This is a genomic window from Psychrobacter sp. JB385 (assembly GCF_900163785.1).
Classification (GTDB): domain Bacteria; phylum Pseudomonadota; class Gammaproteobacteria; order Pseudomonadales; family Moraxellaceae; genus Psychrobacter.
Genome location: NZ_FUKN01000012.1, coordinates 196,455 through 213,485, shown reverse-complemented (window position 1 = coordinate 213,485; position 17,031 = coordinate 196,455). Strand labels below are relative to the sequence as shown.

Annotated in this window: 14 protein-coding genes; 5 read left to right on the top strand and 9 right to left on the bottom strand. The window is 45.0% G+C overall.

The annotated features are described in order from the left end of the window. Positions 1-56 precede the first annotated feature (56 nt). From CZ794_RS07275 to tyrS, 3 genes are read right to left on the bottom strand one after another with little or no spacing between them, the layout of a single operon-like run. Positions 57-278 (bottom strand): DUF1653 domain-containing protein, encoded by a 222-nt coding sequence (locus CZ794_RS07275; protein ID WP_087040967.1) that lies wholly within the window; start codon positions 276-278, stop codon positions 57-59. Positions 279-280: 2 nt separating this feature from the next. Continuing rightward, positions 281-1,051, bottom strand: coding sequence for a TIR domain-containing protein (locus CZ794_RS07270; protein ID WP_087040966.1), 771 nt, complete (start codon positions 1,049-1,051; stop codon positions 281-283). Position 1,052: 1 nt separating this feature from the next. Then, positions 1,053-2,267, bottom strand: coding sequence for a tyrosine--tRNA ligase (gene tyrS, locus CZ794_RS07265; protein WP_087040965.1), 1,215 nt, complete (start codon positions 2,265-2,267; stop codon positions 1,053-1,055). 137 nt (positions 2,268-2,404) lie between these two features. On the opposite strand from tyrS, the gene CZ794_RS07260 reads away from it, so the two are divergent. From CZ794_RS07260 to CZ794_RS07250, 3 genes are all read left to right on the top strand, one after another. Further along, positions 2,405-3,745, top strand: a complete 1,341-nt coding sequence (locus tag CZ794_RS07260; RefSeq protein ID WP_373407903.1) for an anhydro-N-acetylmuramic acid kinase — start codon at positions 2,405-2,407, stop codon at positions 3,743-3,745. Between the two features lie 149 nt (positions 3,746-3,894). Further along, entirely contained in the window at positions 3,895-5,274 is a 1,380-nt protein-coding gene (gene fabF, locus CZ794_RS07255) for a beta-ketoacyl-ACP synthase II (RefSeq protein ID WP_087040963.1), read from the top strand. A gap of 124 nt (positions 5,275-5,398) precedes the next feature. Beyond that, positions 5,399-6,238, top strand: coding sequence for a hypothetical protein (locus CZ794_RS07250; protein WP_087040962.1), 840 nt, complete (start codon positions 5,399-5,401; stop codon positions 6,236-6,238). A gap of 175 nt (positions 6,239-6,413) precedes the next feature. Here the strand turns inward: CZ794_RS07250 and CZ794_RS07245 are convergent, their stop codons facing one another. The 5 genes from CZ794_RS07245 to CZ794_RS07225 form a co-directional block, all read right to left on the bottom strand. Continuing rightward, on the bottom strand, positions 6,414-8,231 hold the full coding sequence (locus tag CZ794_RS07245) for an aminopeptidase P family protein (protein ID WP_087040961.1): 1,818 nt from the start codon (positions 8,229-8,231) through the stop codon (positions 6,414-6,416). Positions 8,232-8,544: 313 nt separating this feature from the next. Next, positions 8,545-10,107: a peptide MFS transporter gene (locus CZ794_RS07240; protein ID WP_087040960.1), complete on the bottom strand. Its 1,563-nt coding sequence runs from the start codon at positions 10,105-10,107 to the stop codon at positions 8,545-8,547. Between the two features lie 370 nt (positions 10,108-10,477). Further along, a complete protein-coding gene (locus tag CZ794_RS07235) occupies positions 10,478-10,921 on the bottom strand; it encodes a hypothetical protein (protein WP_087040959.1) in 444 nt (147 codons plus the stop codon). Positions 10,922-11,076: 155 nt separating this feature from the next. Then, positions 11,077-12,651, bottom strand: a complete 1,575-nt coding sequence (gene lnt / locus CZ794_RS07230; protein WP_087040958.1) for an apolipoprotein N-acyltransferase — start codon at positions 12,649-12,651, stop codon at positions 11,077-11,079. A 246-nt stretch (positions 12,652-12,897) separates the two neighbouring features. Beyond that, a complete protein-coding gene (locus tag CZ794_RS07225; protein WP_062845593.1) occupies positions 12,898-13,797 on the bottom strand; it encodes a transporter associated domain-containing protein in 900 nt (299 codons plus the stop codon). Positions 13,798-14,039: 242 nt separating this feature from the next. Here CZ794_RS07225 and CZ794_RS07220 point away from each other — a divergent pair, with 242 nt between their 5' ends. Further along, the gene (locus tag CZ794_RS07220; RefSeq protein ID WP_087040957.1) at positions 14,040-15,389 is read left to right on the top strand and encodes a DUF4105 domain-containing protein; all 1,350 of its coding nucleotides are present in this window, start codon (positions 14,040-14,042) and stop codon (positions 15,387-15,389) included. Positions 15,390-15,497: 108 nt separating this feature from the next. Here the strand turns inward: CZ794_RS07220 and CZ794_RS07215 are convergent, their stop codons facing one another. Then, positions 15,498-16,103 carry a YcgN family cysteine cluster protein gene (locus CZ794_RS07215; RefSeq protein WP_087040956.1) on the bottom strand — a complete coding sequence of 202 codons (606 nt, stop codon included), beginning with the start codon at positions 16,101-16,103 and terminating at the stop codon, positions 15,498-15,500. A gap of 146 nt (positions 16,104-16,249) precedes the next feature. Between CZ794_RS07215 and CZ794_RS07210 the strand changes: the two genes are divergently transcribed. Then, complete coding sequence (locus tag CZ794_RS07210; protein ID WP_087040955.1) at positions 16,250-16,987, top strand: dienelactone hydrolase family protein; 738 nt, start codon at positions 16,250-16,252, stop codon at positions 16,985-16,987. The last annotated feature ends 44 nt before the right edge of the window (positions 16,988-17,031 follow it).

The following is a 17,031-nucleotide window of genomic DNA, read 5'->3' as shown; positions in this document are numbered from 1 at the left end:
AAATTTATCCCAGTCACGCATAGCCATTAGCATAACGATTTTAGATTGCACCAATGCTAATCAGCCAACGCTTGAATCAGCTCGAAGCGTGGTACTTTTTGACCATCAATTGTAACTGTTTCTGTAAACATCGCAAGCGGTCTTACCCAAACGCCATACTCACCGTAAAGACAACGGTATACCACAAGCGACTCTTCGGTTTCTGAGTGCTGCGCCGTATGCAGCACTTGATAAAGACTGCCTTTATAGTGGCGATAGATACCGTGGGGGATATTCATTTTTAATAAACCTTGTTCATATCAATATCATAGCCCGATGCTTTTATTTCTCTTGCAAGTTGAAATTTCCAAGCACCTTTACTGTCCATAGTTTCATACACTACGCCTGATACATCATTTGGAATTTCAACTTCTTCTTTTACAAGGGCAATAACATTGGCACGACCAATTTTTCCAATTAAAAGTCCATGCTCAAAAACAACATTTTGTCTTGCTCTTGGTTTTAGCTTGTCTGGTTCAGTTTTCACTCCACCAATATCACATGAGGTATAAAGCACAATCGCAAAACCAACATCCATATGTTTTTCTAGCTTCTCTATAATGGTGTCACCTGAATTCACTTGCTCGTGAAGAATAACCGCTTCAAGTCCAAGTTTTTCAACAAACCTTGCTACTTCGTTTTTAGCACCGTCATCATGACCGTGAACGATGAAAACTTTAAAGGAGTTAGCTATTTTATGTATTTGATCAAGTTCCTTGACCTCAGCTTTTTTTGGAAAATGTTCAAGCTCTTCGACAATAACATCTATTAAATTAATTGTCTTTTGCTTATCTAAAGCCCATCTTATACGTTGATCATTCTCATTCATAAAAGCTGAATTAATTCTAAATTTTAGAAGCTGAAACTCAGCCGCATATTTCGGTTTCTCTGGTAATATATTTTCAATAAGCATTACTAACTGTCTAGACAATTTATCAAGCTTTAACTTGTCTTCATACTCTAGGTTTTCAAATTCTTCTTTGACTTTTTTAAAACGTTTAATATTATCCATATCAACCTACCGTCACTTTAGCATAGGCTTTCTTGCCAGCTTGGATGACGACCGTCTGACCTGAGGTTAAGCTAAAGCCTGCATTGACCTCTTCACCGTCTACTTTTACTGCATTGCGTTTTAGCATGTCTTTTGCCGCTGCACTATTCTTAGTCAAGCCTGCTTGGTTCAATATTTGCGTGATAAATAAAGCCTCTTGACCATCTTCAAGCGTTAACGTCACTTCTGGTAAATCAACTGGCAACTCACCATCGGCAAGCACATTGCCCGCTGATTTATGCGCGTTGGCCGCCGCATCCGCATCATGGAAACGCTCGATCAATTCTTCAGCCAAAATGCGTTTGATTTCTTGTGGGTTGCGACCCGCTTCCATCTCGCTCATCAATGCTTCGATATCTTCCATTGGTTTAAAGCTTAAGAACTCAAAATAGCGATGAATCAAGGTGTCTGGCATTGACAAGATTTTTTGGTACATGGTACCTGGCGCATCATAGATGGCGACATAGTTACCGAGTGACTTAGACATTTTATTGACACCATCCAAACCCTCTAAGATTGGGACAGTGATACACACTTGCGACTCTTGACCGTAGCGACCTTGCAAGGTGCGTCCCATCAATAAGTTAAAGGTTTGATCGGTACCGCCAAGCTCGACATCGGCTTTGAGCGCAATAGAATCATAGCCTTGCACCAATGGGTAAAGAAACTCATGAATAGAGATTGGCGTTTGCGACGCATAGCGCTTAGAGAAGTCATCGCGCTCAAGCATACGTGAGACCGTTTGCTGGCTAGCAAGCTGAATCATATCTGCTGCTGTCATGTCGTTGAACCACTCAGAGTTAAAAACCACACGGGTTTTTTCTTTGTCCAAGATTTTGAATACTTGCTCTGCGTAGGTGGTGGCGTTGGCTTTGATTTGCTCATCGGTCAATGGTGGGCGCGTGCTGTTCTTACCAGAGGGATCACCAATCTTGGCCGTATAATCGCCAATTAAAAAATAAATCTCATGACCCAAGTCTTGAAAGTGCTTGAGCTTATTAATCAAAACCGTGTGACCTAAGTGTAAGTCAGGTGCCGTAGGATCAAAACCCGCTTTGATACGTAGCGGACGATTAAGTTTTAGTTTGGCAACCAAATCTTCTTCCGATAGGATTTCTTGTGTGCCGCGCTGGATAAGGGCAAGCTGTTCTTCTAAGGTGTAAGTCTGAGTGGTCATGAGAATCTCTTAATGGTCTTTATCAATGGGTAAATGCACTTGGGCTATTTAAAATATCGCAGCCGTCAAAAAATGTTAGAATTTGGCAGATATACTAGCGTTTTTTAAGGTAAATTGCCATGACCAAGCCCGTATCGATGATTGATACCGATGTAGATTTAAGTGTCACTGGTGGTTTAGACGACCACATGCACCATAACGATGACTTAAACTATGCCACTTTGACCGAAGCACTTGAGCAAACGGTGTTTGAAAACTTCGATGATGGCTTATACATCGGCATGATGTCGGGCACAAGCTTGGATGGTATGGATGCGGTTCTTTGCCAATTTAGCGACTCAGTCAATCATGAAGGTGAGGCACAGCAGCCCATGCGACTATTGGCCACTTATAGCCAAGATTTTCCACCACGACTGCGTGAGGTATTGTTGGCGCTCTGCCAGCCAAATGGTGTGAATCAATTAACACCAGCAGCGAACGAGCCCAGCAGCGAGTTGGATTGGTTTGGCTGGGCCAGTCGTGAGTATGGTGAGTTTGCCAGTCACGTGGTCAATACTTTATTGCAGCAAGCTCAAGTAGACGTAGAGGCAGTTTTGGCGATTGGTTGTCATGGACAAACCGTCCGCCATCGTCCGCACATGGGTTTTAGCTTACAACTGGTCGATGGCAATATCATCGCTGAGCGTACTGGTATTAGCGTGGTCAGTGATTTTCGCCGCCGTGATATGGCAGTTGGTGGACAAGGTGCGCCCTTAGTACCCGCTTTTCATCAAGCGCTATTTACCACCAATGACAATACGCGTGTCCTATTAAACTTGGGCGGTATCGCCAACATAACCGTCTTGCCAGCTGTAGCTAGTGCAACGGCAAATCATCAACCAAGTCGCGTGATTGGTTATGACACCGGTCCTGCCAATCTGTTACTAGATGCATGGACGACATTGCATACCGACAAAGATTATGACGCAGGCGGTGCATGGGCGCAGTCAGGACAAATCGTTGAGCCGCTATTGAATCAGCTTTTAGAGCATCCGTTTTTTGCTAAACCTTATCCCAAAAGCACTGGCCGTGAAGACTTTAATCTAGAATGGCTACAAGATGAGCTACAAAAATTCGATCAAGCGTCTGTTTATACGCGCTACTCATCAGCAGATGTGCAAGCCACCTTGACCGAGCTGACGGCGATTAGTGCCAGTGTCCAAATCAAGCAAGTCTTACATCAAGAGAAGCAAGACTGCGGTGCCATCTACGTATGCGGCGGCGGTGCGCTTAATGATTATTTAATTGAGCGTTTGCAGGTGAACTTGCCGCATTGCACTGTGGCTACTACCGCAAGTTTGGGACTTGATCCGACATGGGTAGAGGCCGTTGCGTTTGCGTGGTTGTCAAGGCAGACGTTGATGGGTGAATCGGGTAATTTGCCCGAAGTCACGGGTGCAAACAAAAGCGTGGTATTGGGTCAAGTTTGTTTTGCCTGACCAGTTCATTTAAGTTTACATGCGTAAACTAATGTGTTTTATAATGGTTGCCAAAATATAGTGATAGCGTTATAAATAACTTCACGTTATCACATTAAAATATTAGGAAAACATCATCCTCTTAGGACCATAAGTATAGGATATATCGCATGAGCCAACACAGCAATTCACCTTCCGTGCAAGCTGCAAATAATACTGATGCTGCTCCAGAACAGAAAACGCGCCATAAGCCGCCTCACTACGAACGCTCTGATGACCTGCGAGTGGTGATCACCGGTATGGGCGCTATCACACCGCTTGGTCTAGACGTGGATAGCTCATGGACAAGCCTACTCAAAGGCGATAGCGGTATTACAGCCATTACTCATTTTGATGCAACAGAATACCGTGCACAAATTGCAGGCGTTGTAAAAGACTTCGATGCCAAACAATATATGAGTGCTAAAGACGCACGTCGCTATGATGAATTTATTCATTATGGTATTGCGGCCTCATCAATGGCATTGAAAGACGCAGGCTTCATTGATGAAGTCAGTGCAGCGGACAGTCCTGTCAAAGACGTTGCTCAAGAGCGTTTTGGTATTATCCTAGGCTCAGGTATTGGTGGTATCCAAACCATTGAAAACAGTCGCGATATGCTGCACGAAAAAGGCGCGACCAAAGTCTCACCGTTTATCATCCCAGGCTCTATTGTCAATATGGCAGCAGGATTGGTCGCCATTAAGCACAAGTTACAAGGTCCCAATCTTGCCACATCGACAGCTTGTACCACTGCCACGCACGCGATGGGTCTTGCCGCTCGTCTGATTGCCTACGGTGATGCTGATGTGATGCTGGCTGGCGGTAGCGAAAAAGGCTCTAGCCCACTTGGTATGGCAGGTTTTGGTGCCATGCACGCCCTATCGACTCGCAATGACGAACCAACCAAAGCCTCACGTCCTTTTGATAAAGACCGTGATGGGTTTGTGCTTGGTGATGGCGCAGGTATGGTGGTCTTAGAAAGCCTTGCCCACGCCAAAGCACGCGGTGCCACGATTCTAGCAGAGCTGGTCGGATTCGGTATGAGTGATGATGCCAGTCATATCACAGCGCCACCAGAAGATGGTAGCGGCGCAGCAAGAGCAATGAAAAATGCATTGAAAGATGCTGGTATCGAGCCTGACGCGGTTGGTTATGTCAATGCACATGGTACGAGCACGCCTGCGGGTGACGTGGCTGAATCAATCGCCATCGAAACGGTATTTGCCCCAGTGAAAGACAGTATCTTGGTGAGTTCAACCAAGTCTATGACTGGGCATTTACTGGGAGCCGCTGGTGGTATTGAAGCCATCTTCACCGTCCTTGCCCTACAGCATCAGCATGTACCGCCAACCATCAACTTAGATAATGTTGAGGACAACTGTAATCTTGATTATGTGGCCAATGAATCACGCAAAGTCCAAAACCTACAGTATGCAGTTTCCAATAGTTTTGGATTCGGTGGCACCAATGGCTCATTAATCTTTGCACGCTGGCCTATCACTCAATAATCTACACACGCTGTCAACGTGTGTCATTCTTACGTTGTAACGTTGTTGTCAGATTGGCTACGTTTGTCCACTTGCAGCCCCTTATCGTACTTGCGTATGATAAGGGGTAATTTTTGGAACATTTATGGACGATACCATGTCAAGCTACTCATTCTCCCAACATTTTTATCAACGCTGGACGTGTGCTCCTGAGCCGATACGCGCTGCCATCACTCAAGAGCTAGAAGATATCACCAGCCTATTGCAGACAGAAACCCCTTTTGACAGTTTCGTTTTTCGCACGCATGATTTGGATGCTCATGTCGATGAGTTGTACGAAAATCATGAAGCTGAACAAGCCATTGCAAAAGCCCTCATCGACAAACAAGAAAAAGAGCGTGCCGCAGCCGAACAGCAGCGCTTAGAAGAAGAAAAGCGCCAAGCAATAGCAGAGGCTAAGCAAGAAGAAGACAGCCGTCGTGAAACAGAAGCAACCGCGCAAAAAGAATCAGAAGAAAATGCGCTGTCGAAATCAGCAGCGGATAAAGACGCGCTTAATGTGTCTACCGTAGCAAATGACACAGATAAGACAGGTATTGATAGTAAGAACGTTGAGAGTATTGAAAACAACGCTGCTGAGCATACTGGCAAAACCTTGTCTGAAACAGACTCTGGTCTCAAAAGCACTAGTGAACCTGTCACTACTACAAATGAGACAAGCATCAAAACCGACCATGCTATCAAGGCGATTAATACTAAAGCCAGCGCCGCCATTAGCCTGGCATTAAAAGATACCAATGCGAATACCAATCACCAAGCATTGATTCGTGAATTAGAAATGCAGATTGATGACTACTTGAGTGAGCAGATGATGCTCATGTCTGAAAACCTAAAGTCATGGCTACGAGCAGAAGTCACTCAGCATTTAGGGGATCAAGGTGCATCAGTAAAAACAGAAGAGGACGCTCAGAAAAATATTCATTAATCGTGAGCGCATAAGTAAAGGCACCGTTCTGCTGAAAAATTTTTATAAAAACAGTCAAGTAGCTAAATATCAAAAAGCGCATACAAAAAAGCCCCACCTATTATAGATGGGGCTTTTTTGCGAAAAATTTATCTCAGTACGATTTGTCAGCACTTGAGACTGGCTACATCTCTTATTAGATGGCTTGCGTACGCTCAGTCAACCACTCAAGTGCAGCGCCATCCACGCGATCTTTTAACTCTGCAAACACTTGGCGATGATACTGATTGAGCCAATCAGTCTCTACTTGATCCAATAGCGACGGTTCAATCAAACGCGTATCAATTGGGCAGTATGTGATAGTTTCAAAATGTAAGAAATCACCAAACTCTGTCTCAGTGGGGTTGGCGACTGGCGTGTTGATTACCAAGTTTTCAATACGAATGCCCCATTTGCCCTCACGATAGAGACCTGGCTCATTACTTGAAATCATACCGACTTTCATAGCGCGCTCTTTTGGCGTACTGGCACTATAAGCAATAACTTGTGGACCTTCATGTACGTTTAAGAAATATCCAACACCGTGCCCCGTTCCATGACCATAATCCATCTGCGCTTGCCACAATGGTGCGCGGCAAATCGCATCGATTAATGGAGAAGCAATACCGTCTGGAAAATGAGCACGCGCCAAGGCAATATGCGCTTTTAATACTGTGGTAAAGTCACGTTTGTGCTCAGCATTGACTGCTCCGATACCGACCACACGCGTAATATCAGTCGTACCATTTTGATATTGAGCGCCTGAATCAATCAATAGCAATCCGCCTTCCCCTTCATTCACATCGAGGTAGCTGAATTTTTCTGGTGTTGCACGGTAATGCGGCAATGCGCCATTTTCATTAAACCCTGCAATGGTCGGAAAACTTGGCGAGACATAATGCGGTTGCTGACTACGTACCTCAATCAGCATACTGTCCACATCCAACTCACTCAAACGCTCACCTGCGTCAAGGCGCTGCTCGAACGTCGCAAAAAATTCACACAATGCTGCGCCATCTTGACGCATGGCTTCACGCACATGATCGATATCTGAGTCAGATTTCACCGACTTTAACAAAGTACTTGGTGCCATTTGTTCGATAAAACCCACATCATCTGCCATTTTTGATAGCGTGCCGACGGCTACTTTATTTGGGTCCAATAGCAACGAATCTTCTGGCGTCAATGTACCTAGCGCCTCTTGCACAGATTCATAAGCCGCCAATGTGATACCGCTTGTATCCAAATGGTTGGCAATCTCTGTACTGACCTTGCTGTTCTCCACAAACAAGGTGGCGTTGTCTTCACTGATGAGCATATGCGCCAAAAACACAGGGTTATAATCGACATCAGCGCCGCGTAAATTGGTAAGCCAAGCAATATCATCTAAGCTCGACAGCAAATGATGCGTGGCACCCGCCTCTGCCATACCAGCACGTACCGCAGCCAGTTTGTCAGTAGCCGACTGCGCCACAAACGATGCATCGTGCGCATAAAGTGCAGCGTCTGGTAACGCTGGGCGATCTTCCCATATTTCTGCCAGCACATCACGCTCAGTGATTAAGGTAATCTCATGCGCATCAAATGCATTTAGTAGACGATCTTGCTCAGCGATAGATAAGACATTGCCATCGACAGCGACACTATCGCCCTCGACCAAATGCTCAGCCAACCAATCAATGTGGTTTGGTTGACCTGGTGCAAGCTTCTCCAAGCTAATACCTGTGCCTTGCAACTGGTCAGCTGCATGTACCCAGTAACGACTGTCGGTCCAAAGACCTGCGAAATCTGCCGTCACAACCAATGTACCTACTGAACCTGTAAACCCTGACAACCACAGTCTTGCTTGCCAATACTCTGGCAAGTATTCAGACAAATGCGGATCTGCTGATGGCACGATAATGGCCGTCAGATCTTGTGCTATTAACGTCTGACGTAGAGTCTCGATACGATCATGGATGAGTTGTTTAGTCATAAATTACTTCCTTATTAATATTAAATAGAGCGGTGAGGCGACTATGGATAGCCGTCTTATTCGAATCAGACAACGTGCTGTTTGAGATGCACATAGTGAGTCTGGCAAAATAGAGAAACCGTCAGCACACGATGATGACCGCTGGATATTATTAGATGTTTGGGCAGAACACAGGCTTTCAATAGCCCATAAAAAATACTGCGCTAATTAAAACAATAAAACGTGCTACCAATCATGGTAACACGTCTCATCCGTTATCACTGCTTTAGGCCATACGTATAACAAGCAGTTGATAAAAGGTGTTATCTACTAGTTAGCTGACGTGATCTGCTTGCTCGCTCTTTTTGAGCATATTATTGATAGGTTTGGCTAATACCAACAGGATCATTGCTGTCACCACCAAAAAGACCGTCATCGTCGTAAATAGGGTCGGTAAACCTTCGATTTTGTCAGCAGACACATGACCACCGAAGAACGCTGCAACCAAGTTACCCATAGCGATAGACGCAAAGAAAAGCCCCATCATCTGACCTTGCATGCCCTTTGGCGCAAGTTTCGTCATTGACGATAGGCCAACTGGACTCAATGCCAACTCACCAAGTGTCAGTAACAGCAAACTGCCTACCAACCATAATGGTGATGCCAAGCCGCCATCATTGGTCAAAATGCTTTTTGAAGCAAAGATCATCAAGGCAAAACCGGCCGCCGCAAGCAACATACCGAGTGCAAACTTAGCCATACTGCTCGGCTCAAGACCTTTATTAGCAAGCTTGACCCAAACAATGCTGACGATAGGCGCCAAAATTAAGATAAACAAGGGATTCAAAGACTGAAACCAAATGCTTGGAATCTCAAACCCTAAAACATTCAAATCGGTATAACGATCAGCAAACAAGTTAAACGACGTTGGCTGCTGCTCAAAACTTGACCAAAATAGCGTAGAGCCAATGATGAGAATAAAACAAATTAGCAAACGCAATTTGTCCGTCTTATCCAATCTTGGTGAGATAAACATGATAGCAAAGTACAATATAACGACCGCTGCAATGATATAGGTCATATACTCTGCAACCATTTGAGGATTGAACGAGACCATACCTGTCGATACCAAAAGCACCACTGCCACGAGTAACGCGACAAACCCTGCCACCCAGCGTCCTATATTTTTATAAATACCGTTGGCATTTTCCCATTCAGCGGCAATGCCTTTGGCGCGTGCATAACGTGTTAAATTCTTTCGTGCCGCGAAGCGATAAACCAATAGCGATATCAGCATACCGATACCGCCGACACCAAAACCTACATGCCACATGCCTTTTTCTTTAAAGACACCTACAATAAGGGCGGCCAGCAACGCGCCAATATTGATACCCATATAAAATAACGTAAAGCCCCCGTCGCGGCGGACATCACCCTTGGGATATAAGGCGCCAACCATGACTGAAATACAGGTCTTGAATAGTCCTGAACCTAAGACAATACATATCAAACCGACAAAAAACAGCGTCATACCGAATACGGCAGACAGGGCAATACATAAATGCCCAAGAGCAATAATAATACTACCCCACCATAGTGCACGCTCTTGACCAAGCCAATTATCTGCCAGCCAACCACCTGGTACGGCCGCCAGATATAACGATCCTGCAAAAATACCATAAATAGCAGAGGCCGTTACTTCATCGAAGCCGAAACCACCACTGCCGACCGTCGCCACCATAAATAATACGAGTAATGGACGGATACTATAATAAGAAAATCGTTCCCACATTTCGGTAAAAAATAGAGAACGCAATGGCTTGGGGTGTCCCATAAAACCATTATCTAATGCTTCCAGTTCAGCAGTCCTCGCCTCTGATTTTGATTCTATGCTCATAACTTTATTCCTTTAAAGACCACTGTAATCATGACCAAGCTGCTAATTTTGCTATTAGAAAGCCTCTAACTTTACCGTTAGACAGTCATGTAAGCGCGTCATTGTTTCATTTGGTTATACTCAAGTAAAGAAAAAGTTGGCTAAAAATTACACAAATACATACAAAGAAAAACCCGAGCTCACAAAATGAGCTCGGGTTTTTTTATGACTATTAACGACAACCAAACGGTGTTTATAGCGCGTTGCACTCAAGCGCTACCTAGAGAAAATATCTCGCACTTTCCTTTTAAGCGTTGGCATGTGAATACTCTTATAATGAAGTAAATATGCAATCAAGCAACTTTTGAGACAAGTTCTTTTTTAGAAAATATTACTGTGCAGCGGCTGGTGTATCCGTCGTATCGCCTGCATCCAAATCGCCATCTGCTTGTTCAGCCGTCAAATCCGCATCGCCAACTGCTGCTTGATTGACCGTACCAGAAGCAGTCGCTGTACCAGCCTCTGCAGCCACCACAGCACTATCACCCTGTGTTACTGGGGTGACGGTCGCGTCTGCCGCTGTATCCGTTGCAGCAGCATCTGCTGTTGCCGCAGGTGCTGTCGTCTCTGCTGGCGCTGCATTATCTTCAGCAGCAATTGCTTCGGCTTTTTCAGCAGCGGCGGCGGCGGTAGTCTCAGCCTTAATATGTTCGCCTGCTGGACGCAAAAATCCAGAAATGCCAATCAATAAGACAATACCTAAAAATAAGGCAATGCCGCACAAAGTATATAACAGCTCTTTTTTTGGATTGTTGTTGACGATACCTTCTGACATACCTTATCCACCTTGCACAAAATATTTGAAATATTGACCTATTATATCGCAATTTATACTGTTTTGTTAAAACCCTTAAGTATTTAAAGGATTTATTATCAACCACTTTTAGCAACCGCATTGATGATAAATGGTGATGACCTACTCCACTATGCTTATTTTTTCGAGCGAACCCCTGTGTGGTTTTTTTTGCCAAAATAGCTCAAGACCAATAATAACGCGATGATAAATAAAATAGGATACTGACCAAAACGCATAAAGGGGGTATTGCCAACTCGTGCTTGAACTTCGCCGCGTAAGACTGTGCGTTCAAACTGCGGCGCACGCTCGACAATGTGACCTTTGTGGTCAATGATTGCCGTAACACCCGTATTGGTAGCCCGCATAAACCAGCGCCCGTTTTCAAGCGCGCGCATCTGCACCATTTGTAAATGTTGCAATGGTCCGGCTGAGGTACCAAACCAAGCATCGTTTGAGATGGTCAATAAAAAGTCCGTACCGATGGCGTTTTTGCGCGTGGTATCTGGATAGGCAACTTCATAACAAATGGCTGCGCCCAAGTTGTGACCACGAACACGCAATGGTGCCTGTTTGTCACTACCACGACTGTAACTCATGATGTCTTGGCTACCTGCCAGATTTGGCAAAATATCGAGCACGCCTTCGAAGGGAATATACTCGCCAAAAGGTACCAGACGTTGTTTTTTATAGAGGCCTTCTGCCTGTGCGCCTAGTGCAATGACACTATTATAAAACGGCGGATACTTATCGGTACTGGCATTGAACGCTGCTTCATCTTTGTAAGGAATACCCGTAACCCATGTAGTATCAGTCTCCTTGGCCATCTTTACCATTTCATTGATAAAGCCAACCGCTTCCGTTTGAAACATGGGAATAGAAGACTCAGGCCACAACACAAGATCACGATCCCATTCGGTACTCGTTAGGGTTGCATAGATTTTGAGCGTTTCTATTTGATACTCAGTGAGCCATTTGAGATCTTGAGGAATATTGCCTTGGATCAACGATACAGATAAATCTGGCGTACCTTTTGGCTTTGTCCACTGCGGATTGATTAACCATAAGGCGGTGCTAATGACCAGTAGCGCCAATGATGGAATCATATAACCACTACGGCGACGGAATAGCTCGACCACACTGGCGGCCAATAAAACCGCGACAAAAGAGATGGCAAAAACGCCCGCTACAGGTGCCAACGAGGACAACCAATACTGCTCGGTAAAGGCATAACCCACAAACAACCACGGAAAACCGGTAAACAACCACGTTTTCATCCATTCTTGCAAAACCCAAAGCGCGGCAAAAGACAGCGGCTGCTTACCAACTACCTTATTAAACGTTAGCGCCATAAATCCATGAAACAGCCCCATGCCCAGACCCATGAGTGCAATCATAATGAGTGCAAGCCATACAGGCGTATTGCCGTAGACGTGAATAGAGGTATAGAGCCAAAAAGCGCCCACGCACCACAGTCCTGTGCCATAAGCCTGACCAATCAAAAAAGCGCGTTTGCCATTCATCGCAGGGATCAACAAAGCGTATAAAATAGCAGGCGATACTAGTGCAAGCGGCCAGATATCATAAGGCGCAAGCGCTAAGGTAAACACTGCACCTGCCAGCCACGCAATCAGTACCGTGACAAGCATTGGTAAGCCTTTTGGCTTATCAGGGTTCAGACGTTTTTGCAAATCAACAGTAGACAGGCGCATAGCAGTTATCCAAAACCATATTTTCAAAAATTTGAAGCTTCAGTATGCAGTTAATACTCAAGCCAAAGCAGACCGTATCCAGTTAGATACTGTATCTAAAATTAAACCCGCCCATGATACCAGCCTAACCTACTAAATGGGTAAAATTGCGTAGTAAAATCCCAATTCTAAAAAGAAAAAAACACGATCGCAATCGTGTTTTTTAAATGTTATCTCTCGTCTTTTAGCCGCTCATCTAGGCGCGCATTAATGACTGCCTATCAATATCTGATGATCAGGATTCATCTTGGTCAGCTCTAGGTTTTGGATAAAACGGCCTTCCACATCGGTAATGGTGATTTTCCAATCGTCTATCACCACGCTCTCCCCTTCCAAGTCTCCCACATGACCCAATGCTTGCATGACCAAACCGCCCATGGTATCGACATCGGTATCATCAAATTGGCTTCCAAGCTCATCGTTACAGTCTTCAATCACGGTAGAGGCTTGCACACGCCAAGTGTTGGATTTTTCGGGGTCAGCAATGATGTTATTGATGTCGCTGTCCTCATCAAAGTCATCATGCTCATCGACGATATCGCCGACAATCTCTTCGAGTAGGTCTTCCATTGTGACCACACCACCAAAATTACCAAACTCATCCACCACAATGGCCATGTGTACTTGTGTGCGCTGCAATGAGCGTAACAAGGTATCAGAGCGTGCGGTCTCACTGATATATAACGGCTGGCGCACCAAATCTCTTAGACGTTTGCTGTCGATTTTTTCTTCTTGGTTGCGAACCATATGAACCAGAATAGGAATTAAGTCTTTTGCCAACAAGATTCCAATGACGGCATCGTCGTCTTGACTGTCAAATACTGGGTAGCGAGAGTGTGTGGTATCAAGGATGATATCCATCACCTCAGAGATGCTGGTGCTTTCGTGCAACCCGATAACTTGCGGACGCGGCGTCATGATTTCGCGCACTTGCGTCGCTGGCAGATCTAGCACGCCTTCTAACATATCAACGGTATCGGGTTCTAAAAACTGGCGCGAGTCTTGTACCAGACGCACCAGTTCATCACGGGTTTCAGGGGCGGTCGATAGCCAGCGTTTTAAGCCGCGCATCGACCAACTACTCGGGCTGGGAGTGTCGTCAGACATGGTGTTGTGATTTAACCTCTTTAGTTAATGACAATAAGTAAACAACAGATAACGGGTAGATGGGGACAAACGTCATGAATAAAACCAATCTTTTGTGATTAAACAATAAATATACCAGTATAAATCAGCTTCACTTTATCGCATGGTTGACCGACATTCAACGACAAATTCACTCAAATTGTATTGTCAGTGTGTTATAAACTTTGCTATGGTCAAAGCCTGTATCTATCAAAGCCGCCCTTATGTCGCTACGTTCCTTTTTCTCTCGCCTGTTTACTTCTCACTCTCATGACCGTCAGTCAAACAATGGTTCACATAGTCACATCAGAGAAAACCAAGGTTACGGTAAGGAAAATAAGATATCTGGTCAACACTGGTTATCTACCTGGCGACACTACATCGTGCAATTTTTTATCGTACTTGCTCTGATATTGTCTGCGATCTGGTTATTGCTGGGTGTTTGGTACCAATTTGGAATAGCCAGCGCCATCACTTGGCTGACAACAGTTGTGGTGGTTGGTCTGCTAGCCACATTGTTTGCAGCGCGTTACTGGCCTCAACTTTTCGATAAGAACCCGCTTCATAAAAAAATCGCCAAACATGCGACCTTAAATTCCAATATAGATAACCAACCTTATAGACGCACACGTGTGAAATGGTTGACAGGACTGTATGCTGCGACTTGGCTTGCAGGGGTTGGCTGGTTTTTGTCTATTGAGCCCAGGCAAGATCGAGATTGGATGGCTGAGGTCGACCGGCAGGTCGACTATAAGCGTGATGCCGCCAACCCTGATTTGATTACGCTCACCAATGTCCGTAATTTTGATTGGCAGACAGATACCGAAGCGACTGAGCATTGGGAAACTCGCACGGTCGATTTATCCAATCTGTCCGGTGTCGATGTAACCAACTCTTATTGGATGGGGCCACTCATTGCCCATACCTTGGTCAGTTTTCGCTTTGAGAATGATAAACCACTTGCCTTCTCGTTTGAGATTCGTAAAGAAAAAGGCGAGTCGTTTTCGGCGCTGGCAGGGTTTTTTAGGCGTTATGAATTAAGCCTGATTGCCGCCGAAGAGCGCGATATTATTTATACTCGTAGTAATGCCCGCGGTGAGCAAGTCTATCTGTTTCCTATCAGCAATTTGCAGCAACATGAGGTGAGATCGTTATTTGAATCTTACCTAACAGCCATGGATGAGCTGAATACCAAGCCCGCTTGGTACAACACGTTGACGAGTAACTGTACCAACATTATCTTTTATATGGCGCGTATCGTCAGTGGTGATCGCTTGCCATGGGACTATCGAATTTGGGTATCAGGTTGGCTGCCAAACTATCTCTATGATGTCGGCATGCTGGATGCCAACCCCAACAAAGATGAGCAGCCTTGGTCGATGGACACATGGTATGAGCGTACCCATATCAATCCAAAAACAATCGGATTTGATAATCGCTCTGGCGCCACCTCTGAGGATAATGCTCGTGTATTTTCTCAGCAGATTCGTCAAGGTATTCCAATTCCCCCACTTGCTGACTCACAAGCAGCTGCTGAGGCAAATGCACAATCTACGGCTCAAACCGCTCAATAACATCGCTAGGCTCAGTATGAGGGTTGGGGTTGAAGATAGTGGCTGGATATGATTACTGGTCACAACAATGAGATATGGTAAAAAATAATCATGGAAAAGTCGTATCGGTTAAGGGTTGACCCAATTGACCACACGCATCTCCATCTCTTCATCACTCATGCCCGTTTCGCTCACGCAGCGACCTGCTACGCCCACATTGGCCGCACGCATTTGCTGCTGTGTGACCACTGCGTCTCCAGTCAGCAGCAGATGCCAACTTGGTAAAGCCTGTCCTTTATATAAGCGCTTATAGGCACAGTGTGATGGTAGCCACATCATGCTTGGCAAATTTTCCATAGTTAACTGAATGCAATCTGGCACGTGCTCTTGGCGCGTGGCGTAATGCTGACAATAACCCGTCGCACAATCCATCAGCTTACAAGTCACATCGGTATATTCAACCAATGCTTCGTCCACATCGCCATTGTCATCTTCGTCAATGTACTTAATCAAGCAGCAACTGCCGCAGCCATCGCACAACGCTTCCCACTCACTGTGATTCAACTCGCTCAATGCAAATCGTGACCAAAATTCTGGACGCAAGGATTCTGCGGCTTTGGTTTCAGGAAACAACGTCGCAGACGGTTCTCTCTGTATATCTGAGCGAGCGTTTGATACAAACTCAGATTCAGTAGTTGAATTGATAGTATTTTTGTTTAACAAATTGATAGTCATAAAGAGGCAGTAGCATTTTGATAAAGAGCGTTACAGTATTATAGCTGTTTTTGCTTGCCATGGGCGTTAAGGTATTAAAAGTAAAAAACGAGACACGATAAATAATATAGATAACCAACACTCATAACATAAAAAAGGACAATAATATGTCAATTAAGACGTTTGAATTAATCAGCACCACCGAAAACAATGTTGAACTGATCAGCTATGTGGCATTACCAGAAAACGCTTCAGATACCAATCCAACCGCAGGTATCTTGGTCGCACCAGAATGGTGGGGCATCAGCGATCATACAAAATCAGTGGCCGAGCGTTTGGCCAAAGCTGGTTATGCAGCCGTGGCCATGGATGTGTATGGTGAAGGCAAGATCACGACAGATGCCGCGCAAGCAAATATGTGGATGGAGCAAGTGACTGCCGATCAAGACATGCTCATGGCGCGCTGCCGCTTGATTCTCAATGATTTCAGCGACCAATTAGCCGTTGATGGCAATAATTTAGGCGCCATTGGTTACTGCTTCGGCGGTAAAATCGTACTCGATATGGCGCGCGAAGCCATGCCATTAAAAGCCGTCGCCACTTTCCATGGTAATCTATCAGCTAAGCAGCCAGCAGACAAAAACTTCACAGCAAAAGTATTAGTCGCTCATGGTCGTGATGATTCAATGGTATCTATGGACGCGGTTGAAGGCCTAAAATCAGAACTGGATGCTGCTGACGTCGACTATACAATTGATGTCTATGACAATGCTAAGCATGGCTTCACCAACCCGCATGCTGACGAAAAGGCTGCCAAAAATGAGATAGATCTTGGCTACAATGAAGCTGCTGCCAAGCAAAGCTGGGAAAATATGCTTGAGTTTATGAAAACCAACTTGGCATAATTTTCGCTCAAGCATGTAAAACGCTTAAGCATGTAAAAGAAGTG